The 22,342-nt window shown below is 72.0% G+C and carries 24 protein-coding genes; 3 read left to right on the forward strand and 21 right to left on the reverse strand.

The window, feature by feature from the left end; all coding sequences use genetic code 11:
* Nucleotides 1-4: 4 nt before the first annotated feature.
* From BLW82_RS15440 to BLW82_RS15455, 4 genes are read right to left on the reverse strand one after another with little or no spacing between them, the layout of a single operon-like run.
* Nucleotides 5-658, reverse strand: a complete 654-nt coding sequence (locus BLW82_RS15440) for a hypothetical protein (protein ID WP_177232957.1) — start codon at nucleotides 656-658, stop codon at nucleotides 5-7.
* A gap of 10 nt (nucleotides 659-668) precedes the next feature.
* Nucleotides 669-1,292: a hypothetical protein gene (locus BLW82_RS15445; RefSeq protein ID WP_093499353.1), complete on the reverse strand. Its 624-nt coding sequence runs from the start codon at nucleotides 1,290-1,292 to the stop codon at nucleotides 669-671.
* Entirely contained in the window at nucleotides 1,289-2,527 is a 1,239-nt protein-coding gene (locus BLW82_RS15450) for a hypothetical protein (protein WP_093499354.1), read from the reverse strand. The genes BLW82_RS15445 and BLW82_RS15450 overlap by 4 nt, the downstream gene beginning before the upstream one ends.
* The gene (locus BLW82_RS15455) at nucleotides 2,524-2,835 is read right to left on the reverse strand and encodes a hypothetical protein (RefSeq protein ID WP_093499355.1); all 312 of its coding nucleotides are present in this window, start codon (nucleotides 2,833-2,835) and stop codon (nucleotides 2,524-2,526) included. The genes BLW82_RS15450 and BLW82_RS15455 overlap by 4 nt, the downstream gene beginning before the upstream one ends.
* Nucleotides 2,836-3,028: 193 nt before the next feature.
* Here BLW82_RS15455 and BLW82_RS15460 point away from each other — a divergent pair, with 193 nt between their 5' ends.
* Nucleotides 3,029-3,430, forward strand: coding sequence for a DUF192 domain-containing protein (locus BLW82_RS15460; protein WP_093499356.1), 402 nt, complete (start codon nucleotides 3,029-3,031; stop codon nucleotides 3,428-3,430).
* Here BLW82_RS15460 and BLW82_RS15465 read toward each other — a convergent pair.
* From BLW82_RS15465 to BLW82_RS15530, 14 genes are all read right to left on the reverse strand, one after another.
* Nucleotides 3,405-4,034 carry an OmpA family protein gene (locus tag BLW82_RS15465; protein ID WP_093499357.1) on the reverse strand — a complete coding sequence of 210 codons (630 nt, stop codon included), beginning with the start codon at nucleotides 4,032-4,034 and terminating at the stop codon, nucleotides 3,405-3,407. The genes BLW82_RS15460 and BLW82_RS15465 overlap by 26 nt on opposite strands.
* A gap of 7 nt (nucleotides 4,035-4,041) precedes the next feature.
* Complete coding sequence (locus BLW82_RS15470; protein ID WP_093499358.1) at nucleotides 4,042-4,623, reverse strand: hypothetical protein; 582 nt, start codon at nucleotides 4,621-4,623, stop codon at nucleotides 4,042-4,044.
* A 35-nt stretch (nucleotides 4,624-4,658) separates the two neighbouring features.
* A complete protein-coding gene (locus BLW82_RS15475; RefSeq protein WP_177233295.1) occupies nucleotides 4,659-5,243 on the reverse strand; it encodes a pilus assembly protein TadG-related protein in 585 nt (194 codons plus the stop codon).
* The gene (locus tag BLW82_RS15480) at nucleotides 5,243-5,428 is read right to left on the reverse strand and encodes a hypothetical protein (protein ID WP_093499360.1); all 186 of its coding nucleotides are present in this window, start codon (nucleotides 5,426-5,428) and stop codon (nucleotides 5,243-5,245) included. The genes BLW82_RS15475 and BLW82_RS15480 overlap by 1 nt, the downstream gene beginning before the upstream one ends.
* A gap of 107 nt (nucleotides 5,429-5,535) precedes the next feature.
* The gene (locus tag BLW82_RS15485; RefSeq protein WP_093499361.1) at nucleotides 5,536-6,258 is read right to left on the reverse strand and encodes a response regulator; all 723 of its coding nucleotides are present in this window, start codon (nucleotides 6,256-6,258) and stop codon (nucleotides 5,536-5,538) included.
* A complete protein-coding gene (locus tag BLW82_RS15490; protein ID WP_371131494.1) occupies nucleotides 6,255-7,577 on the reverse strand; it encodes a sensor histidine kinase in 1,323 nt (440 codons plus the stop codon). Before BLW82_RS15490 ends, BLW82_RS15485 begins: the two co-directional genes overlap by 4 nt.
* 100 nt (nucleotides 7,578-7,677) lie before the next feature.
* A complete protein-coding gene (locus tag BLW82_RS15495; RefSeq protein ID WP_093499362.1) occupies nucleotides 7,678-8,565 on the reverse strand; it encodes a DUF5936 domain-containing protein in 888 nt (295 codons plus the stop codon).
* 33 nt (nucleotides 8,566-8,598) lie between these two features.
* Nucleotides 8,599-9,543, reverse strand: coding sequence for a type II secretion system F family protein (locus tag BLW82_RS15500; protein ID WP_093499363.1), 945 nt, complete (start codon nucleotides 9,541-9,543; stop codon nucleotides 8,599-8,601).
* Between the two features lie 7 nt (nucleotides 9,544-9,550).
* On the reverse strand, nucleotides 9,551-10,888 hold the full coding sequence (locus BLW82_RS15505; protein ID WP_093499364.1) for a TadA family conjugal transfer-associated ATPase: 1,338 nt from the start codon (nucleotides 10,886-10,888) through the stop codon (nucleotides 9,551-9,553).
* A gap of 18 nt (nucleotides 10,889-10,906) precedes the next feature.
* Nucleotides 10,907-11,278, reverse strand: a complete 372-nt coding sequence (locus BLW82_RS15510; protein WP_093499365.1) for a TadE/TadG family type IV pilus assembly protein — start codon at nucleotides 11,276-11,278, stop codon at nucleotides 10,907-10,909.
* Between the two features lies 1 nt (nucleotide 11,279).
* Nucleotides 11,280-11,609 (reverse strand): septum formation initiator, encoded by a 330-nt coding sequence (locus tag BLW82_RS15515; RefSeq protein ID WP_093499366.1) that lies wholly within the window; start codon nucleotides 11,607-11,609, stop codon nucleotides 11,280-11,282.
* A 224-nt stretch (nucleotides 11,610-11,833) separates the two neighbouring features.
* Complete coding sequence (locus tag BLW82_RS15520; protein ID WP_093499367.1) at nucleotides 11,834-13,099, reverse strand: CpaE/TadZ family protein; 1,266 nt, start codon at nucleotides 13,097-13,099, stop codon at nucleotides 11,834-11,836.
* 12 nt (nucleotides 13,100-13,111) lie between these two features.
* Entirely contained in the window at nucleotides 13,112-13,816 is a 705-nt protein-coding gene (cpaB, locus tag BLW82_RS15525; protein ID WP_093499368.1) for a Flp pilus assembly protein CpaB, read from the reverse strand.
* 67 nt (nucleotides 13,817-13,883) lie between these two features.
* Nucleotides 13,884-14,765 carry a hypothetical protein gene (locus tag BLW82_RS15530; protein ID WP_093499369.1) on the reverse strand — a complete coding sequence of 294 codons (882 nt, stop codon included), beginning with the start codon at nucleotides 14,763-14,765 and terminating at the stop codon, nucleotides 13,884-13,886.
* Nucleotides 14,766-15,024: 259 nt separating this feature from the next.
* Here BLW82_RS15530 and BLW82_RS15535 point away from each other — a divergent pair, with 259 nt between their 5' ends.
* Nucleotides 15,025-16,749 carry a chitinase gene (locus tag BLW82_RS15535; RefSeq protein WP_093499370.1) on the forward strand — a complete coding sequence of 575 codons (1,725 nt, stop codon included), beginning with the start codon at nucleotides 15,025-15,027 and terminating at the stop codon, nucleotides 16,747-16,749.
* 55 nt (nucleotides 16,750-16,804) lie between these two features.
* On the opposite strand, the gene BLW82_RS15540 is transcribed toward BLW82_RS15535, so the two are convergent.
* From BLW82_RS15540 to BLW82_RS15550, 3 genes are all read right to left on the reverse strand, one after another.
* Nucleotides 16,805-17,287, reverse strand: a complete 483-nt coding sequence (locus BLW82_RS15540) for an ATP-binding protein (RefSeq protein ID WP_256215810.1) — start codon at nucleotides 17,285-17,287, stop codon at nucleotides 16,805-16,807.
* 104 nt (nucleotides 17,288-17,391) lie between these two features.
* A complete protein-coding gene (locus BLW82_RS15545; protein ID WP_093499371.1) occupies nucleotides 17,392-18,312 on the reverse strand; it encodes an MEDS domain-containing protein in 921 nt (306 codons plus the stop codon).
* Nucleotides 18,313-18,327: 15 nt separating this feature from the next.
* Nucleotides 18,328-20,688 carry an ATP-binding protein gene (locus BLW82_RS15550; protein WP_093499372.1) on the reverse strand — a complete coding sequence of 787 codons (2,361 nt, stop codon included), beginning with the start codon at nucleotides 20,686-20,688 and terminating at the stop codon, nucleotides 18,328-18,330.
* A gap of 258 nt (nucleotides 20,689-20,946) precedes the next feature.
* On the opposite strand from BLW82_RS15550, the gene BLW82_RS15555 reads away from it, so the two are divergent.
* Nucleotides 20,947-22,302 carry a M14 family metallopeptidase gene (locus BLW82_RS15555; protein WP_093499373.1) on the forward strand — a complete coding sequence of 452 codons (1,356 nt, stop codon included), beginning with the start codon at nucleotides 20,947-20,949 and terminating at the stop codon, nucleotides 22,300-22,302.
* Nucleotides 22,303-22,342 lie beyond the last annotated feature (40 nt).

The raw sequence follows: 22,342 nt of genomic DNA on the forward strand, positions 1-22,342 counted from the left end.
TCGTTCACCCGCTCACCGAGTCCGCGTCCGCGTCCGGCAGTCGTGCTCCGGCACGGCGGGCGCGTGCGAGTGCGGCCGGGCCTGCGCCCTGGGGGTCGGCCACTCCTCGCTTGTTCATGGGGCGCGGCTGGAGCACGTGGAGGCGACGGGGGCCGGGGGCCGCGATGACGGCGGCGAAGCGGGGGTCTCCGGCGAACCACACCTCCCTGATCTGCTGGGTCCTCTCGGTGGCGTAGCCACGTCCGAGGCGCCGTCTCCACCACATGGACCGAATGTGCACCTTCAGGATCATCGGCAGCTTCTCGTCATGGCGCTCCGGGTCGGGGAAGCTCAGCCAGACGTCCCCGGCGGTGGCTCCCGGTACCCTTCCGATCCCGTTTTCCGGCTCCTCGAACACCTGCCAGGGGTAGGCGCGCAGCAGTCGCCGCGTGCGGAAAGCCCAGGAGATGTAGGACGGCTGGAGAAACGCCCGGTAGAACGCGTAGAGCAGAGGAGCGAAGAAGAACCACAGCGTCCAGGTCGTCGACGTGGTGACGTACCAGGCCAGCAGCCCCAGCCACGCGGCGGGCCACAGGATCTGGCCCAAGAGCGCGCAGGTGACCAGCTTGGCCCAGGCGCGGCGGGTCGCGGGATCGTCCCAGGCTACGGGGTGATGCACGGGCGGCATGTCAGTCCTTGTCAGTCGCATCGTCGGACACTTCCGGAAGCGGGTTTTCGAAACCGACCGTGGCGGCGATGTCCCTGAGCAGACCGCGGTAGTGCCGGGCGTGGTCGACCGCCGTTGTGGCCAGTGAGAGCATCGCGATGCCTCGGCCGTCGAGGCACGGTACGTATGCCGTGACCTGGAGCAGTCCGCTCGGAGCACCGAGTCCCAGTTCCGGCGGCACCTTCAGACGTGTCTGGACGAGCGAGGCCGGACCGCAGGGCAGGTCCAGCATTTCGATGTGCTCGGCACTCTCCACACCGACGGCCGCCCGGCCCGCGAGGACACTGCGCGGGGCCCAGCCGGTGTCCCGTCGGGCGAGCGTGAAGAGAGACAGCAACAGTCCGCCGTCTCCCTCGTCGTCCGTGTGAAGACCGAGGCAGCAGCGCATCACCCCGGCCTCCAAGAGCAGTTGGGCCAGTCGGAGCACCGGACCGAGGCCGACCAGCGGACCGTCCGTCTGTGCCGCATCACACGCCTCCCCCAACTCGTGGAGCGGAAGGGGTACGAAGCCCGAGGGCAGCGCGAACCAGACATCGGCGTCCTCGCTCCGGGCCGAGTCGTCGATCGTGTAGGCGGCACCGCTCACGATGCTTCTCCCGCGCCACGGAGCAGGAAGTGGAGCGCACCTGCTGTCGCCGGAACGTCGACGCCCAGGGTTCTCGGTCCGTCGAGAAAGTTGGTGACCGTCTTGGCCGTGCCGTTGTCCAAGGCACCGGCAAGGCTGCTCGCCACGCCGTACACGGCCGTGCCGGCCCCCAGGATGGTCGCTGGCCTGTCGACTTTCTCGACGATCGGCGCCAGCCTTCCGCCGAGCACGCGGGGATGCGACAGCAGGCTGACCGCTCCCTCGGCCGCCGCGGCCTCCGTCCGGATCGAGACGCCCACTGTCCTGATCGAGGTCCCCGCCCTGACTCTGGCCTTGGCGATCCTCTGCCCGAGGGTCAACACGCCTTCGGCCTCACCGGCCGGTCCCGCGGTGGCGGCCAGCAGTTCGGGGGCCTTCATGGCCCCCTTGGCCACCGCCCCCAACCCCGGCAGCATCCCCAGGAAGTCGCCCGCCACGCCCAGCAGGTTGCTCCAGAAGTCGATGTCCAGTTCGCCCTTGGTGAAGCCGTCCTTCAGGGACGAGAGGACTTCGGGGTCGCTGACGCGCAGGCCGAAGGCCGCTCCGCTGAGCAGGCCCGCGGCCAGGAACAGCATCCAGGGGGCGACGGCCGTGAGGCCCAGCAGTGCGATGACGCCCAGCACGGCGGCGCACGCGCTGAGGACGTCGGGGAGGTTGTCGCCCAGCCAGTCGGTGAACTCGTCCCACGCGCTCGGCTCGTGCGGCGCCAGCCTGTGCGTGGCGTCGCCGATGTGCCGGGCCCGCCTGCGCGCGGTCTCCTCGTGCTCGCCGGCGAGAGTGCGGGCACGCTTCAGCACATCGTCCAGGTCTTCCCGCGCCGTGTGCTGGGCCGCGTGCCCCCGGGCCCGCCGCAAGGCCTCGCGCGCCTCCGCGGCCTCGCCGTCGAGCTTCCTCGCGCGCCGCTGGAACTCCTCCAGTTCCCCGGCCCAGAGGTCGAGTTGCCCGGCCGCCTTGGCGACGGAGCGGGCGCCGTTCCTGAGGTTGAGCGGCAGCGGGCCGCCCTCCAGTTGCGCACGGAAGGCGACGGCCGCGTCGCCCTCCCAGTAGCTGCCGTTCATCAGCCTGGTGACCTTGGCGTGCGCCTTCTCCATCTCCCTGGCGCAGTCGGACAGCCTGTGATGGACGTCCCGCACCAGGTCGGTACTGCCGGGCGCCGGGTCGAAGCCGAGATGGGGGTAGGGGCCGGCGACCGTCATGTGCCCCCGCCCCCGTTCCGCGCCTTCTCCAGCGCCTTCTCCAGGGCGACGTCCACCTCGTGGAAGTCGTCCTTAGCCTTCTTCGTGATGTCCGTGAGCTCGCCGATCTGCTCGGCGATCTCCTTCGCCCCGTAGCGCCACTCCTCCTGGAAGCGGTCGCAGGCCTTGTCCAGGCCGTCCGTACCGAGGCCGGCGGCACCCGCACCGCGCAACGCCTCCTGCAGGGCGGTGAACGACTCCTGCGCCCTCTTCAGTTCCTTGAAGAACCTGTCCAGTTCGGTGCCGTCGATCTTCAGCCGGTCAGCCATGTGCGTTCCTCGTGCCGGGCAGGGGGTTCACCGGGGGGCTCCAGTTCCAGGCGGGGCCAGCGGTCTCTCGTCCCGCTCAACGATCTCCGCGTGCTCCGGTGACACGTATTCGGGCTTCGGCCAGGACCTGCCGCCCGCGTTGTGGATACGGTCGGTGCGCACACCTGCGGTGCAGCCATGAAAGGGGTGGGGTGTGGGGCGCTGGCGGGACGGCCGGGGAACGTTGCTCGTGCACGGGGACGGGGACGAGGACGGGGACCCGGTGGCCGCCGTTCCCCTGGAGATCGCCACGTCGTATCGCGCCCGCACCAGAGGACTGTTGGGGCGCGACGGCCTGGACGGCGCGATCCTGCTCTCGCCCGCCAGCGGGATCCACACCTTCCGGATGCGGATGGCGATCGACGTCGCCTACCTGGACCGCCGGCTGAACGTCGTCGCCGTGCGGACGATGCCGCCGGGCCGGCTCGGCCGGCCTCGCTTCCGCTCCCGGCATGTGCTGGAGGCGGAGGCGGGGGCCATGGCCGGGTGGGGGGTGCGGGCGGGCGCGCGGGTGACGGTCGAGGTGGCGCTCAGCTCTCCGTCCGCGGGAACGTGACCTCCACCCGGCGGTTCTTCTTCCGCCCCTCCTCGGTCGAGTTGTCGGCGATCGGATACTGCTCGCCGTAGCCGCGGACGTCGAAGGTGATGTTCGGGTCGTTCAGGTCCTGGTCGAGGACGCTCTGTACGGCGTTGGCGCGCTGGCGGGAGAGGACGTCTCCGTGGGCCGAGGTGCCCAGGTTGTCGGTGAAGCCGAAGACCCGGACCTGGGTCGGGTTCTGCTTCCTGATCTCGTCCGCGATCGCCCCGATCCGCGCCTTCGCCGCCTCGCTCAGCTTCGCGCTGTCCTTGCTGAACAGCACCTCGGCCTGGAGGGCGAACGTCACGTCCGCGTTGGTGTCCTCGCGCCGTTCGTCACCGCTCTGGTCCTCCACGACCGACTTGATGTCCAGGACCTTGGGCTCGGCCAGGGTGGCGCCCTCGGGGAGCTTCAGGTCGGGATCGGTCGGGTCGATCTTCACGGGGGCGGAAGCGGAGGGTTCCGTGCCCGGCGGGGTGCTCGGGTCGCCGCCGTCGGCGCGGGCGGCCGTCGCGCCGCAGAGATTCGTGGCGAGCAGGAGCGCCGCGGCGCCCAGCGTCAGGGGGAGGCGTGGAGTGGTCACTGCGGCCTCACCCGGAGATCTTGATCGTGCCGCTGGAGAAGGTGGGGAGTTGGAGGGTGACCTCGGTGGTGTCGGCCGGTGGGGCGGGGAACTGCATGAAGACGGGGACGGTCTGGCCGGCGTCCACGTTCGTGATGCCGGTGCTGGTGAGTGGCCGCCCGTCCGTGTCGCGGAGAACGTAGTAGCGCTTCTTGCCCTTGGAGTCCACCAAGGTGGCCCCGCCGAGCGAGAAGCCGTGTTTGGTGATCTCCGTTTCGTCGCCGCTGACCTGGGCGGGGATCACGACCGAGTTGGCACCGTCGTTCTTGATGTCCCCGTTGACGGTGACGAAGCCGCCCGAGTCCCGCTGGACGGAGGTGATCTGCAGGAGCAGGCCGTCCGTTCCCTTGAGTTCGGCCAACGGCGTCTCGGACTGGCCTTCCTGAGCACTCGGGTTCGATCCGCCGCCCTTGGAGGCGGAGGCCGACGCCTGGGGCTTGTCCGCCTTGTCGTCGCCCCCGCTGCCGCAGCCGGTTGCAACTGCCAGGCCAGCCGTGACCAGCAACGCGACCGCCCCCCTGCGAGCCATCGCAGTGAACCGAATGCTCATCGCACCGCTTCCTTCTTCACTCGTCGATTCGCTTGTCAGTCGGCCAGGTGGACGTCGAAGAGGTCCTCGGGTCCCGGGAGATCGGAGAGATCGGCGGGGTCCAGCCTCCAGATCCGCCCGCCCTTGCAGGTGAGCTCGGGCAGGGCGCCGTCATCACCGGCAGGTGAGAATGTGCAGAGCGAATCGATCACGGCCCTGGCGTGCCCCGTCGACTTCAGGTTCTCGGTGCCGGGCACGACCGAGTCGCCCACGGTCTTGTTCGGCACGGCATCGACCTCGTAAGCCAACGGCGGGTCCGACGCGCAACGTGCCGTCGCGTCGTTCTGGGCCGCGAGTTGGTCGGCACGCCAGCAGGAGTCCGCGACGTCCACGTGGCCCTGGAAAATGTCCAGCCACTTGGTCGGGTCACGCACGTCCTGCACCCACAGGTCCGCGAGCTCGTCTCGAGTGTTCATGGCCGCGGCGAGAGCCGCCGCGTCGGCTGCGGTCTGTGCCCCGTTACGATTCACTGCGGCCTGCCCCACCGCCAGGTACGCGAGCGCGAGAAAGAGCAGGCCTCCCACTACCGTGATGTAGATAGGGAAGGCCTGCCCCGAGTCGCCGTAACGACGAACACGTATCACGTGATCTTGTTGATCTCCGCAGTGATCTTGGTGAGGATCGTCTGGCCGATGCTGGTACCGGTAACCGCCAGCACGATCGCCACCACCACCGCGATGATCCCCAGGTACTCGACCGCGGTCTGGCCCCGGTCGTCGGCACGGCGCTGCATTGCGACAAGCATCCGCAGCATCAGGTTGCTCATGGTGCTCCCCTCCGGGTTCGGTTCCGATCCTGGCAGCGTAGGGCGGAACATACCCGGTGGCGGAGGGTCCGGGGACCCAAATCCGGACCCAGTTCACCCGGTTCATCTCAGGCCACCCCCAGCCACTTGGCCGTCGCCTGGGCGCGGGTGGTGGTGTGGAGTTTGGCGAAGATGCGGTTGATGTGGTTCTTGACCGTCTTCTCGCTGATGAAGCAGACGGCGGCGATCTGCTGGTTGTTCATGCCGGACGCGATGAGGTCCATGATCTCCGCCTCCCTGCCGCTCAGTTGAAACCGGGACTGGGATGACTGTCCCATGGATGGTTGCAATCGCGAAAGGTGCTGGTGGGTAAATTCCCTACGGGGAGCGCCTGTTTCCGGTCCGGCGTGTGCAGTTGCGTTCCCTCTGACGTGTGCCAGCAATGCGTTCGTCGCCGTCGGTGTGAAGTGCGGGCGGCCCCGGCCCACGTCCCGTACCGCCTCGGTCAGCTGCTGGGTCGTGAACTCGCCGTGGACCAGGTAGCCCCCGGCGCCCAGCCGGACCGCCTCCTGCACGAGGGCCGTCTCGTCGCTGTACGTCAGCATCATGACCGGGGCGACGCGGGCCAGGTGGGGCAGGGCCGCGATGCCGTCCACGCCGGGCATGCGGACGTCCAGGAGGATGACGTCGGGGCGGTGCCGCAGGGCCGCCTCGTAGGCCGCTCGGCCGTCCTCGGCCTCCGCCACCACCGTGAGGTCGTCCGCCGCCGAGAGGACGGCCGTCAGGCCCGCGCGGATCACCGGGTTGTCGTCGGCCACCAGGACGCGCAGTGCTCTTGTCGCGTCGGTCATGGCAGTGGCACCTCCACTCGGACCTCCGTGCCCTTGCCGGTGGTCAGTTGGATGCGGGCGCCCACCGCCGCCGCCCGTTCCGTCATGCCGAGCAGGCCGAAGTGGCCGGTGCGGCGCAGGCCATCGAGGGACGTGTCGGCGGGCAGGCCCCGGCCGTCGTCGTGGATCGTCACCACCAGGTGGGTGGGGGTGGTGGTGGCCCGTACGTCGACTCTCGTCGCGTGTGCGTGGCGGTGCGCGTTCTCCAGGGCTTCGGCCGCGATGCCCAGCAGCTGGCGGGCGGTGGGGGGCGGGAGCGGGACCGGGGCGGCGGGGCCGTCGTACCGGGCGGGAAGGGCCGTACGCGCGGTGAAGCCGGTGGTCAGTGACTCCAGTTGGGACAGTACGTCGGCCTCTGGGCCGCCGCGCAGGTCCGTCAGGAGTTCGCGTGACTCCGCCGCCGCCCGGCGGGCCGCCCTGGCCAGCAGGTCCGCCTGCTCCCTGATCAGGGCCGGGTCCAGGCGGTCCGGGGGGACGGCGGCCGACGACGCGAGGCCGTCGGCGACCAGCGCCACGCCGTAGAGCGTCTTGGTCACCGAGTCGTGCATCTCGCGGGCCAGCCGGGCGCGTTCCGCACTCGTCGCCTCCGCCGCGGCCAGGCGGGCCCGGGTCTCGGTCAGGGCCTCGGTGGCGGCGCCGAAGCGGAGCATCAGGTTGCGCAGGGTCGAGCCCATCGCACCGGTGATGACGCAGAGGCCGGGGAGGAGGAGGGACTCGGCCGGTGCGGAGTGGTGCCGCAGCGCTTCCTGGGCCACCAGGAGGATCAGCGACTGGAGGCAGGCGAAGACCGCCGCTCCGCGCCAGCTGTAGAGGAGGCCGGCGAGCAGGGGGGTGCAGACACTGACGTACGCGAGGGTGGTGTCGGGACCCGCCGAGATCAGGAGGAGCGAGCCGAAGAGGGTGTCGGCGGCCAGGAGGGTGGGGTGGCGCAGGAGGAGGGGGCCGAAGCGCTGCCAGTCCCGGAAGAGGACGTAGGAGACCATGAACGTGACGACCACGGCCGAGCCGACCAGGCGGGCGCCCAGGCCGGGGCTGGCGTTGAGGAGGGCGGCGGGGGTCGCCACGGCGATCATCGCCAGGCGGAGGCCGAAGACCTGGCGGCACAGCGCCTGGAGGGCACGGACCTCCACCTTCGCGCCGTCCCCGGCCACACCGACGGCCACGCCGTCCACGCCCACACCGGCGGTCTCGCCGTCCCCACCCACACCGGCGGTCTCGCCGTCCCCACCCACACCGACGGCCACGCCGTCCCCACCCACACCGACGGCCACGCCGTCCACGCCCACACCGGCGGTCGCGCCGTCCGCTCCGGTCGCGCGGGGCGCGGTCTTCTCCTCGTCCTCGCTGGTCGCCACGGTCGTCACCTCCGCCTGCTTCCCCCTACTTACCCGTGACCGAACCGAAGTCGACCCCGGAGCCGAGCAGCAGACCCGCGACCAGGAGCAGCATCGTCGCCGGGACCATGAACGTGGTGATCATGAGGGTGGCCCTCGGTACCGCGCGGGCCGCCTTGCGGCGGGCGTTCTGGGCGTCGGTGCGGCGCATGTCCTTGGCCAGCGCGACCAGGGTGTCGACGATCGGCGCGCCCAGTTCCTCGCCCTGCTGGAGTGCGGTCACGAACATCGCCACCTGTTCGGAGTCGTTGCGCCGGCGCAGTTCCGCGAAGGCCTGGCGGCGGCTCATGCCGAGGTCCATCTGGCGGAGGGTGATGCGCAGTTCGTCGGCCCAGGGGCCCTCGTAGTGCGTGGCCACCCGGTCCAGGGCCTGCCGGAAGCCGAGGCCGGCGCCGACCACCACGGCGAGGACGTCGAGGAAGTCCGGGAGGGTGCGTTCGATGACGTCCTTGCGCAGGCGGATCGCCGACCAGATGCCGACCTCCGTCCAGAACGCGCCGAAGAGGAGGAGCAGGACCGCCACCAGCCACTGGCCGCGGAGGAGGAAGACCAGGAAGCCGGTGCCGCCCAGGGCGCCGTAGACGGCGCGGCGGGCCGCGTAGCGGTCGATGGTCAGGCCGCCGGGGTTGCCCGCCAGGTCGATCCTGCGGCGGTACTTGGCCACCTGGCGCGGGCCCATCAGGCGCAGCACGGCGGGCGCGTACCGCATGCCCATGCGGTCGATGAGGGAGTTGGCGGCGCCGGTGCGGGTGGCGCCCACCTCCAGGGCGATGGCCAGGTCGGAGGGGAGCTTGGCGTCCGCACGGTACATGCGGACGCCCGCGAAGGCGCCGTAGACGGCGAGGGCCACGAGGAGGGCCAGGAGGAGTGCCATGTGACGTACCACCTCTACCTATACGTCGAGTGCCTAGACGTCGATGCGGCTCAGGCGGCGGATGAGGACGAACCCGATGACGTACAGCCCGAAGGCGACGACCACGGCCGCCTGGCCGAGGCCGGTGCCCGTCATGCGTGCCAGGGTGCCGTCCTTGACCCCGTTCATCAGGAACAGGGCGCCGACGCCGAGGACCGGGACGGCGTACGACGTCATCGTGACCTGGGAGAGCTGGGTGCGGATCTCGCGGCGGGTCTCCTTGCGCTCCTCCAGGGTCTCGGTGAGGTTGCGCAGCGCGGAGACGACCTGGCCGCCGGCCCGGTTGGAGAGGACCAGCGTGGTGACGAGGACGACCAGTTCGCGGGAGGGGAGCCGGTCGGCCAGCTCGCCGAGCGCGTCGTCCATGGAATGCCCGATCGCCAGCTGGTCGGCGACCTTGCCGAGTTCCTCGCCGGCCGGGGCCTCCAGCTCCTCCGCGGCCATGCCGATCGCGGTGCGCAGGGCGAGACCGGCGTGGGTGGCGTTGGCCAGGATGCGGGCCAGTTCGGGGAGCTGGCCGATGAACCGCTCGATGCGCTTCTGCCGTTGCCAGTTGAGGAACTGGACGGCGGCGAAGACGCCGAGCAGGCCGGCGATCGGGCCGAAGAAGGGGGCGAGGGCGGCCTGGCCGACGAGCCAGAGGGCCACGACGGCGGCGAGCAGGTAGACGAGGAACTCGCCGGGCGTCACGTCCAGGCCCGTCGCCGCCAGCCGGAGTTCCAGGCGGCGGCCGAGTGACGTGCCGCGCAGGCGGCGGTCCAGGTTGCGGAACCGGCGCCGGCGGCCGGTGAGCGGGGCCTGGCCGGTGTAGGAGAGACGGTCCACCAGGGCGGCGCGCTGGGCCCGCCCGGAGGCGTAGGTGTGCAGGCCCACCACGGCCAGCAGGCAGGCCAGCAGGGTGATGCCGGTGGTGAGGGTGACGAGGTCGTGGAGGGACATGGGCCGCCTACCGGGCTTCTCGGGTGGTGAGCTGGTCGAGGTGCTGGGCCACGCCGAAGGCCTGCGGGATGGGCTGGCTCGCCATGTAGAGGCGGTCGGCGGTGCGGCGCGGGAGCGGGAAGTACTGGAAGGCGCCGAAGACCCGCCCGTCGTGGGTCATGGGCTGGGCGTCGAAGCGGGCCACGGTCGCCAGCCGGTACGGCTCGCTGCCGTGGCTGTCGAGCATCGCGATCTCGGTGATCCGGCGGGCGCCGTCGGCGAACCGGGTCAGCTGGACGATGACCTCCACGGCGCTGTTGATCTGGTCGTGCAGGGCGACGAAGGGGACCTCGACGTCCGACATGGAGGACAGCGTCTGCAGCCGGGTGAGGGCGTCCTCGGCGCTGTTGGCGTGGACGGTGGCGAGCGAGCCGTCGTGGCCGGTGGACATGGCCTGGAGCATGTCCAGGGCCTCGCCGCCGCGGACCTCGCCGACCACGATCCGGTCGGGGCGCATCCGCAGGGAGTTGCGGACCAGGTCGCGGATGGTGACCTGGCCCTTTCCCTCGACGTTCGCCGGGCGGGACTCCAGGCGGACCACGTGGGTCTGCTGGAGCTGGAGTTCGGCGGAGTCCTCGATGGTGATGATGCGTTCGTGGGCCGGGATCAGGCCGGACAGGGCGTTGAGGAGGGTGGTCTTCCCGGTGCCGGTGGCGCCGGAGACGATGATGTTGAACTTCGCCTGCACCAGGCCCGCCAGCAGGAACACCATGTGCTCGTCGAGCGAGCCGAAGCCGATCAGCTCCTGGAGGGTGAAGGAGCGCGGGAAGCGGCGGATGGTGAGGGTGGGGCCGGTCAGGGAGAGCGGCGGGATGATGACGTTGACGCGTTCGCCGGAGGGGAGGCGGGCGTCGACCATCGGGTTCGACTCGTCGACGCGGCGGTTGACCGTGGAGACGATGCGTTCGATGGTCTGCATCAGCTGGTCCGCAGAGACGAAGCGGAGCGGCAGCTGCTCGACGCGGCCGCCGCGTTCGACGAAGATCGCGTCCGGCCCGTTCACCATGATCTCCGTGATCGAGGCGTCTTCGAGGAGCGGTTCCAGGATGCCGAGGCCGAGGGCCTCGTCGACGACGCGGCGGATCAGCTGGGAGCGTTCGACGGTCGACAGGACCGGGCCTTCGCGGCTGATGATGTGGCCGAGGACGCGTTCGAGCCGGGCCCGGCGCTCGGCGGCGGCCAGCGCGCTCATCTCGGCGAGGTCGATCTCCTCCAGGAGCTTGGCGCGGTAGGAGGAGACCAGGTGGCCGTCCTCGCCCCGGCTGCCTTGCTCCTCGGGGGAGTTGATGCGTGCCCGCAGGCTCATGGTTGCCGTGCTCCTCGTTCAGTGGTCGACGGGCATCGTGGCGGACTTGGTGGCGTTGCCGAGGTCCCAGACGATCTTCGGGATGTGGACCGTGGCGGTGACGGTGACCGAGTCGCCGCCGCCGGAGGTCGCGCAGCTCACGTCGATCCCGCTGCTGACGGCGGACGAGCAGGCGGCGCCGGCGTCCTGCCGCAGCGAGGCGGCGCGTGCCCCCGCCCGCGCCGCGGTACCGGCCTGCTCGGCGGCGTAGGCGACGGCGCCGAGCTGGATGCCGGCCAGGCCGACGATCAGGAGGATCGGGAGGAAGCCGAGGTACTCGACGGCGACCTGGCCGCGGTCGCGGGACCGCCGGCGGGGAGGACGTGGGTGACGGGGGTGACCGGGGTGCATGTCAGTTCTTCACCTCCTCGACCGTGCCGGCGTGGCCGTGCACGGTGACGGGGAAGTCGATGGAGCCGGGGAAGAGGACCGGGACGCGCAGGGAGACGTCCGCGGTCACCGTGCCGGTGCCGCCGCAGTGGTCCACCGTGGCGCCGTCCCGCCAGGCGCCGGAGAGGTCCTCCAGCGCGGCGCGCTCGCAGACGCCGAAGCGTTCCCCGCGGGGGACGGCGGTGCCCGCCCGTACGCCCTCGTCGGCGGCGTTGCCCGCGAGGGTGAACGCGTAGCCGACCAGGACCGCCTGCCACATGAGCACGAGGGTGAGGATGATGACCGGGGTCATGCCGAGGAGTTCGATGGAGACCTGTCCGCGGTCGCGGAGGAAGGGGGCGCCGGGTCGTCGGCCGGGTGCGGCGCCGTCGTGGCTGGTCGCGCGGTTCCCCGCGCCCCTGAAAGCCGGGCGCCACCGTGAGCGCCCCTTCAGGGGCGCGGGGAACCGCGCGAGCAACCCCCACCGGGCCGCACCCGGCCGACGACCCGACGGCCCCGAACCCGACCGACCGCGTCTCACGGCAGCTCCTTCCGGCGCCGGAACCCCACCGCCGCCCGCTCCCCGCCCCGGGCCCGGGTGCCGGACCGGCGTGGCGGCGGTGCCCCCTCCCCCGACCTGACCAGCCCCAGCTCCCCGGCCAGCCTCCAGATCGCCTGCTTCACCGTGCTCCGCGCGTCCAGTTCGTGCATGCGGCCCGCGTCCACCGCGCCCTGAAGTTCCTTGAAGTTGGCGGGGATCGGCGTCCCCGCCAGGGCGGTCCCGGTGATGCGGGCGATCAGCGCCGGCTGGATCTCCGTACCGCGCGTGTACCGGTTGACGACCACCGTCGTCTCCTCGGCCTTGCGGATCTGCAGCCGGTCCCACATCCGTACCGTCCGTTTCGCGGCCCGTACGGCGACCACGTCCGGTGTGGTGACCAGGAGGGCGAGGTCGGCGGTCTCCACGGCCGCCGCGCCCGCCCCGCCGAGCTGGGCGCCGCAGTCGACGACCACCACCTCGTAACGGGAGCGCAGGGCGCTGAGGATCTGCCGGGCGGCGCGGTCGGTGACCTCCTCGCCGCGTTCGCCCTCGGCGGGCGCGAGGAGCAGGGCGAGCCCGGAGTCGTGACGGAAGACGGCCTCGGCCATGACCCGCGGGGAGATGTCGCCCACCGCGGCGAGGTCGGCGACCGAGCGGCGGAACTGGACGTCCAGGTAGGAGGCGACGTCCCCGGTCTGCAGGTCGAGGTCGACCAGGGCGGTGGAGTGCCCCGAGGCCTGCGCGGCGAGGGCGATCTGGACCGCGACGAGGGTGGCGCCGGTGCCGCCCTTCGCGCCGCTGACGGTGACGACGGTGCCGCCGACGCCGGCGAAGACGTCGGCGCCGTGGCCGAGATGGCGTCGTACGCCGGTGGACCACTGGGCGACGGCCTGGACGCGGCCGGCCAGCTCCTCGTAGCTCAGCGGGAGGCCGACCAGGCCGCGGGCGCCGGAGTCCATGGCGGCGGCGAACAGGCCGGGGCTGGTGTCGGTGGTGACCAGGACGACGCCCACGGCGGGGAAGCGCAGGGCGACCTCGCGGATCAGTTCCAGCGCCGGTACGGGTCCGATGCGTTCGTGGACGACGACGACCTCGGGGAGTTCGTCGACGGACTCGGCGGCGGACCGGGCGAGGGTGTCGACGAGCTGGGTGGAGTCGACGACGGGGGGCAGCGGTTCGGTGTCCGGGAGCTGGCTGAGCAGGGAGACCAGGGAGCGGACGGCGTCCGCGTCACCGACGGCGGGGAGGATCCTGATGGGCATGGAGGGCGCCTCTCACTTGTCCGTCGCGAGTTCGTAGGTGCGGTCCTTGTCCGGCACGGTGGTCGTCGTACCGGGCGCGACCAGGGCGAGCCGGACCCGCTGGGCGAAGGACTCCGCGTAGGTGAGGCGCTGGGCGTCGAGCGTGGACAGCGCGAAGGTGATGGGGACGGCGTCGCTGGGCTGCGCGTTCCGGTTGTCCGGGTCCACGTAGCTGAGCTGGGCGCCGACGTCCAGGACCCGGGCGTCGGTCACGATGATCTTCGACTCGTCGGGGTCGCTCTGCCGCTTGCCCTCGAAGGTGGCGTAGACGTTGACCCGCGAGCCCGGGGTGATCTTGCCGGCCACCCCGGTGGCCGCGTCGATCATGATGGCGACCTCCTGCTCGCCCGGCTTCAGCTCGGGCTGGTCGACGATCATGTCGGTCTGGAGCAGCGAACCCTTCTTCAGCGTGGTGACCGCGATCTTGCCCTGGATCTGGCTGAGACTGGTGACCGCGTTGGCGGACAGCCAGCGCTCGGGCAGCAAGACCTTCTTGAACTGGCTCGGGCTCAGCGCGGTGTACGGCGTGACGTCGGACCGGAGTTCGTACGCGGTGACCTTGGGGCCGACCTCGGACTTCGCGTTGTCGATGACCGAGAGCACGCCGGCGAACGCGGCGAGCGCGCAGATCACCGACAGGATCAGGAGTATCACGCCGCGGCGCTGACGGGAGTTCATGGACCGTGCGACCTCATCGGGGAAGCGGAAAGGAGTGGGGGAACCGAGCGATGGCGGGAGGTACGGGTCAGGCGGGCGTCCGCTGTTCCAGCGCGCGGGGCGCCGGCGGGTCGTAGTCGGGCGGGGTGGCGGAGCAGAAGACGCAGCGGTCGCCGATGACGTCGATCCCGCACCAGTGACAGCTGGTCTGCCGTACCGAGGTGACCAGTTGGTAGAGGACCGACAGGTCGGCGAGGTAGCTGGTGAACTCGATCATCCGGCCGGTGCCCCACCACACGGCGGACTCGGCGGGCAGCGGGGTCTCGCGCAGGCCGTACGCGCCCCAGGCCTTGGCGAGGCCGCCGATCCAGTCGGACTGCAGCTGTCCCCGGGCGACCAGCATCCACGTGCTGAACTCGGGGCCGCTCAGGACGGCTTCGGGGGCGATCCGGACCAGTTGCGGCTCGGGGTGGGCGACGACCCCGAAGTGGGTGCCGGGCAGCCAGGACTTGGCGTGCGCCTTGAGGCCGACCGGGACGCGGTCCAGCTTGGCGACGGAGCCGAGGACGGCGCCGGAGTGGATGTAGTGGGTGAGCAGCCGGCCGGCCGACGCGAGGACGCCGGGGCTGAGGTCGCAGGAGGCCAGCTGGCGCAGCTGCCGGGCCAGGACGGCGATGCCGAGCGGCGGCAGGCCGGGCCGGAACAGCGCGATGCGGTCGCTCTCCAGGAGGGAGCGGAGGGTGTGCAGGCGCCGGACGACGGCCTCCGGCACGGCGTCCGAGTACACGACGACCACGTGCCCGTACTGCTCGATGAGGGCCACGAACTCGGCGAGGGTGTGGTCGAGGGGCCGCTGGTCGAGGTCCTTCAGGACGACCGCGGGCACGGTCCGCTCGTCCTGGACGGGCAGCGCCATGTCGGCACTGGTCACGGCAATGGCAGTTGGCACGCGCAGCTCCCCGCTCTTCACACCCGGCGGCCCACCGGTGTAACTCCAATGAGCCGGGACGACTTCATTGCGTGACTTCCTCAGCACTGTAACCACGCGTCTGTGACCGGAGAACAGCGTTTGTGCAGCTGTCTGGGATCCGTGACCACACAAGTGACTTCAAAACGGGACAGGTTGTGCATATGACCGGGGCTCGTTCGGTCCCGCGGGGGCCTCGCGGACCTTTGAATTTGGTCTGGACCTATTGACACGTGAATTGGTCTGGACCACCTTGATTGTCATGCCCAGACTCATCCCCCGGCTCGTGTCCCGGCATGCCGGACAGCGACGCATCCGCATCTGGTCGGCCGTGGCCTCCCTCGCCACGGCACTCGCGATGGCGGGGCTGGCCTCCGCGCCGGCCTCCGCCGCCGACGTCAACAACGTGAAGAACCCCGGCTTCGAGTCGGGCCTGTCCAACTGGACCTGTTCCGCGGGCAGCGGGACGACGGTCTCCTCCCCCGTGCACTCCGGCGCCGCCGCCCTGAAGGCGACCCCGGCCGGGCAGGACTACGCCCAGTGCAGCCAGACGGTGGCGGTGAAGGCCAACTCGACCTACACGCTCAGCGCGTGGGTGCAGGGCTCCTACACCTACCTCGGGGTGACCGGCACCGGCACCACGGACGTGTCGACCTGGACCCCGAACACCACCTGGACGCAGCTGTCGACGACCTTCACCACCGGCGCCTCGACCACCTCGGTGACGGTCTGGACGCACGGCTGGTACGGCCAGCCCGCCTACTACGCCGACGACGTCTCGGTCTACGGCCCCGACGGCGGGGGCGGCTCCGACCCGGCCCCGACCGTCCCGGCGACCCCCACCGGCCTCGCGGTCTCGGGTACGACGTCGTCCTCCGCGTCGCTGTCCTGGAGCGCGGTCTCGGGCGCGACCGGCTACAACGTCTACCAGAACGGCACCAAGGTCTCGGCGGTCTCCGGCGCCTCGGCGACGGTCACCGGACTCGCGGCCTCGACGTCGTACTCGTTCCAGGTCAGCGCGACGAACTCGGCGGGTGAGTCGGCCAAGTCGTCGGCGGTGACGGCGACCACGACCGCGTCCGGCGGCAACGGCGGCGGCTCGCTGCCCAAGCACGCGGTGACCGGCTACTGGCAGAACTTCAACAACGGCGCCACCGTCCAGAAGATCTCGGACGTGCCGTCCTCGTACGACATCATCGCCGTCGCCTTCGCGGACGCGACCGGCACACCGGGCGCGGTGAGCTTCACCCTCGACTCCTCCGGGCTCGGCGGCTACACGGTCGACCAGTTCAAGGCCGACATCAAGGCCAAGCAGGCGGCCGGCAAGAAGGTCATCATCTCGATCGGCGGCCAGAACGGCACGATCTCGGTGAGCGACTCGGCCTCCGCGACGAACTTCGCCAACTCCGTGTATTCGCTGATGCAGACGTACGGCTTCGACGGCGTCGACATCGACCTGGAGAACGGCATCAACGCCACCTACATGAGCCAGGCGCTGCGCTCGCTCTCGTCGAAGGCGGGCTCCTCGCTGATCATCACCATGGCCCCGCAGACGATCGACATGCAGTCGACGTCCAACGGGTACTTCCAGACGGCCCTGAACATCAAGGACATCCTCACGGTCGTCAACATGCAGTACTACAACAGCGGTTCGATGCTGGGCTGCGACGGCAAGGTGTACAGCCAGGGCTCGGTGGACTTCCTGACCGCGCTCGCCTGCATCCAGCTGCAGGGCGGTCTGGCGCCGTCCCAGGTGGGTCTCGGCCTGCCGGCGTCGACCAGCGCGGCGGGCAGCGGCTACGTATCGCCCACCGTCGTCAACAACGCCCTCGACTGCCTGACCAAGCTCACCAGCTGCGGCTCGTTCAAGCCGTCGAAGGCCTACCCCGACCTGCGGGGCGCGATGACCTGGTCGACGAACTGGGACGCGGCGGCCGGGAACGCGTGGTCGTCCTCGGTGGGCGCCCACGTGCACGCCCTGCCGTAACCGGCGGGTGGTCCCGGCGGCCGGGCAGGGCCGCCGGGACCCGGGCTGTGCGGCGCTACGGCTGTCGCCGACCGCAGCCGTCGCACCCGCAGGTGCCGAGCTCGAACCACACGGTCTTGCCCGGCCCGTCCTGGTGGCAGCCCCAGCGCCGGGCAAGCGCATCCACCAGGTACATCCCCCGGCCGCCCTCCGCGAGGCCCGCCTCCAGCAGCCGCGGCGGGCGGCGGTCCTCGTCGGCCACCTCGCAGCGCAGCACCCCGTGCGAGGCCGCCAGCGTGAGCCGGAACCTGGTCGCCGCATGGCACAGGGCGTTCGCGGCCAGCTCCCCGACCAGCAGTTCGCACACGTAGGCGACCTCGCCCTGCTCCGCGAGCCCCCACTCCTCCAGCTGCCGCCGCACCGCGGCGCGCGCCTCGCCGGCCGCCGTGGGCCGGGGGTCGTACTCGACGCTCAGATGACCGGCCCGGGTCGGCTGCTGCGGGTACGCGGCGTACTGGGGGTCGGGATCCGGGAACCGGCTCCCGGCAGGCAGCAGCATGCCACCCAGCCTGCCCGGCCCCGGCTCCCCGCACACGGGGAGGAATACCTGATCAGGTACCCGCGTACGGACCGCCGCGGGGGTACGCGCGTACGGCGTCTCGCTCACGCGTACTGGACGCGGATCTTCGCCCCGTCCCCCGGCGCCCCGTCCCGGACGTCGACGTACGCGCACACCTGGCGCGTGAACCACAGCCCCTGCCCCGGCTCCGGTGCCCCGCCGGACGGCGGCACGAAGCCGGCCAGCGGGTCCGCCACCGCCCGGCACAGCCGCAGCTCGCAGACGCAGGCCGGGGCCTCGCCCCAGGCGAGGATCTCGACCACCGGCCCGTGCGCGGCCGCCGCCGCCCCGACGGCACGGCCGAACAGCCCGGCGTCCACGGCCGGCAGCCCGCGCCCGGCGGCCCAGGACCGGACCGCCTCCGGCGCGGGCAGCCGGGCCGCGGACTGCGGCGGCGGGGGCAGCGGTACGGCGTCCAGCTCGCGCACCAGGACCGGCGGCTGCTCGTACACCCCCGAACCCGGGTGGGCCCTGCGGGCCGCGTCGACGACGGCCGGGCCCGCGGTACGGGTGTCGTACGCGCACAGGGCGGTGGTGGCGAAGGGGGCGAACAGGAGGTTGGCGAGGGACTCGTAGCGGATCCACTCGGTGCTCTCGCGCGCCGAACGGCCCGCGCGTCCCGCCCAGTCGGGCTCCATGAGGAGGTGCACCCGGCCGCCGGGACCGGCGTTCGCGGCGAGGTACCCGGCGCCCTGGGCCACGGCGTTGGCGGCCGTGCCGGTGTACCAGTCGGCGTGGTCGATGAAGCCGACGTCCCGGGCGTCGCTGCCGAGCGCGTCGCGCAGGGCGGCCAGCAGGCCCGGGGCGGCGATCGCGACGGGCGGGGGCTCGTCGGGGGCGGCCAGGCCCTCGGCGAGGAAGGGGAGGGCGGCGGCGGCGAACGCGTCGTCCGAGCCGAACACGGCCATCCGGTGGTCGAACTGCCCGTGGGCCGCGGCGGGGCGCGCGCCCGTACTGGTACTCATCGGGTCTCCTGTGCGTCAGCGCCGGGCGGTCACCCAGGCGGCGATCTGGCTGCGGTTGCTGAAGCCGAGCTTGCCGAGGATGCGTTCCACATGGCCCTCGGCGGTGCGGCGGGCGATGACCAGCCGGTCGGCGATCTGCTGGTTGCCGAGCCCCTCGGCGACCAGTTCGGCGACCTGGGTCTCACGGCGGGTGAGCCGGACGGGCGCCGTCCGTACCTCGGGCCGCCGCGGCGGCGGTTGCGGCTGTTCGTCGAGCGCGTACGCCAGGGCCTCCGCGAGACCCAGCGCCGCGCCCCGGCCGTACGCCCGCTCGTACGGCCCCTGGCCCAGGGCCGCCCGGGCGTGGGTCTCGCAGTCACGGCAGGCCTGGTTGAGGGCGGTGGAGCCCCAGCGGTCGCGGTCGATGTCGGACCAGACGCGATCGGCGCCGCCGAGCAGGACGGCGGTGCGCTCGGCGGCGCCCAGGCCGTCGGCGATCCTCGCCAGCAGGTCGAGGGTGAGCCCGATGCCGATGACGTCGTGGACCTCGCGTTTGCGGCGCAGCGCCTCGCGGGCGCGCGGCTCGGCGCGGTGCCAGTCGGCGCGGACGGCGTGGGCCAGGGCGAGGATGCGCAGGACGTAGGAGCGGACCCAGTCCTCGCCGTGCGCCTCGCACAGGGCGAGGGCCCGCGCGCAGACGGCGGCGGCCTGGTCCGCCTGCCCCAGGAGGGCGTACGCGCAGGCCAGTTCGACGAGGTCCAGGCCGTGCAGGCTGAGGTGCTGGCCGGGTACGGGGCCGCGGGCGACGGTGGTCTCGTAGTGGGCGCGGGCGGCGACCAGGTCGTCGGCGAAGAGCTGGACCACGCCGATGACGTAGTCGGCGTGGGCCGCCTCCGCCGGGTCGCCGAGCCGCTCGGCGAGGGCGCGGGCCTCGCGGGCGCGGCGCAGGCCCCGGGTGAGGTCCTCGGGGCTGCCGGCGAGCAGGGCGGAGACCCAGAGGGCACGGGCGCGGCCGACGGTCGGGGCGGGGTTGGCGTCGAGGGCGCGGTCGAGCCAGTAGCGGCCCTCACGCGGGGCGCCGCAGGCGTGCCAATAGAACCAGAGGGTGCCCGCGAGCCGCAGTCCGGCGCCTTCCTCGCCGGGGGTGGTGAGGCTGAAGTCGAGGGCGGCGCGCAGGTTGTCCTGGTCGGCGCGGAGCCGGGCGACGATCTCCCGCTGTCCCGGCCCGAACCAGGCGGCCTCGCAGGCTTCGGCGTGGAGCTGGACGTGGTCGCGGTGCCGGCGCCGGGCGGCGGCCTCCGCGCCGGGCCGCTCCCGGAGCCGGTCGAGGCCGTAGTGGCGGAGGGTGTCGAGGAGGCGGTAGCGGGCCCCGCCGCCGTCCGGGGTCTCCTCCCGCACCAGCACGGACTTGTCGACGAGCCCGGCGACGGCTTCGAGGACGTCGAGCGGTTCCGGTTCCCGGCCTGCGGGACCGGGCGCCTCGTCCGCGGCCGCGGGTCCGCCGCACACCGCCTCGGCCGTCTCCAGGTCGAAGCCGCCCGCCAGCACCGACAGCCGGGCCCACGCCGACTGCTCCCGCGCGGTGCACAGGTCGTGGCTCCAGTCGACGGCCGCGCGGAGCGTCCGGTGGCGGGGCAGGGCCGCTGGGCTGCCGGCGGTGAGCAGGCGGTAGCGGTCGTCGAGACGGGCGAGGAGCTGGTCGAGGCCGAGGACGCGCATCCGGACGGCGGCGAGTTCGATGGCGAGCGGGAGCCCGTCGAGGCGACGGCACAGGCGGGCCACGGCGGCACGGTTGGCGGGGGTGAGGCGGAAGCCGGGGAGCACGGCGGCGGCGCGGTCGGCGAAGAGGGCGAGGGCCGCGTGGGACTCGGCCGCGGACAGGTCGCCGTCCGGGTCGGGGACCGGCAACGGCCGTACCTCCATGAGGTGTTCCTCGGTGAGGCCGAGGCGGTGCCGGCTGGTGGCGAGGATGCGGACGCCGGTGGTGCCGCGCAGCAGGGCCGCGGCCAGGCCGGCGCAGGCGGCGAGCAGATGCTCGCAGTTGTCCAGGACGAGGAGCAGGCGGCGGTCGCGGAGTCGCTCCACCAGCGTGTCCAGGGGCGGCCGGTCGGAGTGGTCGTGCAGGCCGAGGGCGTCGGCGGCGGCCAGCGGGACGAGCGCCGGGTCGTGCAGGCCGGCGAGGGCGACGTAGCGGACGCCGTCGGGGAAGGCGCGCTCGACACGGGCGGCGACGTGGGCGGCGAGCCGGGTCTTGCCGACCCCGCCGGGGCCGGTGAACGTGACGAGGCGGGCCGTGGCCAACAGCTCCCGGCCCGCGGCCTGTTCGGCTCTCCGGTCGACGAAGCTGGTCGTCTCGACCGGCAGCTGGCAGCCTCCGCGCGGCGCCGATCCGCCCATGATCAGCCAGCCCTCCTCCAGACCGTCCGACCACGGTCTCCCGGCGGACCGGGAGAGCGCACACGGACGTCACGCGGGCGGGTGTACTTCGGCGGGGGCCGCTTGCGGTGGCGGGCACGCGCGTACACTGCGCGGCCGATTTTACCGTCTTGACCTGTCCATGTCATTCCCTGGACGATGAGCGGCACCCGCACAGCCCTTGCACAGGTACGTAGGTACGTCGCACTGAACCAACCCCCACCTCCCCCAGGAGACTTCATGCGACTTCGCATACGCGGCTCCGGTGCCCGCAGCAGCAGACGGACCGCCACGCTGGGCGCCCTGCTGGCCATCGTCCTCGCGGCCCCCGTGTCGGCGACGGCGACCCACGCGACCGCCGACAGCGCCCGCCCGGCCGTCCCCTCGGCCGACGACGTCCGGCAGTACGAGATCCACCAGAGCACCACCCCGGTGACCCGCGCGGCGATCCAGCGGACCGGCGTCACCGTGGACGAGGCCGACGAGGAGACGGTCGTCGTCTCCGGACGGGCCGCGCAGGTCGCCGCACTGAAGCGCCTCGGCTACGACGTCACGCCCCTCGGCGCGGCCCCGGACCGGTCCTCCGCCGCCGACCGGCTGCGCCTGTTCGACTTCCCGACGGCCGACGCGAAGTACCACAACTACGCCGAGGCGAACGCCGAGATCGACCAGCGGCTCGCCGCCTACCCCTCGATCATGAGCAAGCAGGTGATCGGCAAGTCGTACCAGGGCCGGGACATCGTCGCGATCAAGGTCAGCGACAACGTGGCGACGGACGAGAACGAACCCGAGGTCCTGCTCACCTTCCACCAGCACGCGCGCGAGCACCTCACGGTGGAGATGGCCCTCTACCTGCTGCGTGAGCTGGGCGCGGGATACGGATCGGACTCCCGGGTCACGAACATCGTCAACAGCCGGGAGATCTGGATCGTCCCCGACCTCAACCCCGACGGGGGCGAGTACGACATCGCCACCGGCTCCTACCGGTCGTGGCGCAAGAACCGGCAGCCCAACTCCGGTTCCTCGTACGTCGGTACGGACCTGAACCGGAACTGGAACTACAAGTGGGGCTGCTGCGGCGGTTCGTCGGGCTCGACGTCGTCCGAGACGTACCGGGGTGCGTCCGCGGAGTCGGCACCCGAGGTCAAGGTGGTCGCCGACTTCGTGCGCAGCCGGGTGGTCGGCGGCAAGCAGCAGATCAAGGCCGGGATCGACTTCCACACGTACAGCGAGCTGGTGCTGTGGCCGTTCGGCTACACGACGGCCGACACCGCCACCGGGATGACCGCGGACGACGCGGCCGCGTTCAAGGCCGTCGGGCGGAAGATGGCGGCGAGCAACGGCTACACGCCGGAACAGTCGAGCGACCTGTACATCACCGACGGCTCGATCGACGACTACCTCTGGGGCACCCAGAAGATCTTCGACTACACCTTCGAGATGTACCCGACGTCCAGCTCCGGGGGCGGCTTCTACCCGCCCGACGAGGTGATCGAGCGGGAGACCTCCCGGAACCGGGACGCGGTGTTCCAACTGCTGGAGAACGCGGACTGCATGTACCGGTCGATCGGGAAGGAAGCGCAGTACTGCGGCTAGCCGGCCGGAGCCGCTCCGGCCGTGGGGCAGCCGCCGGGGC

The organism is Streptomyces sp. Ag109_O5-10 (assembly GCF_900105755.1).
Taxonomy (GTDB): Bacteria; Actinomycetota; Actinomycetes; order Streptomycetales; family Streptomycetaceae; genus Streptomyces.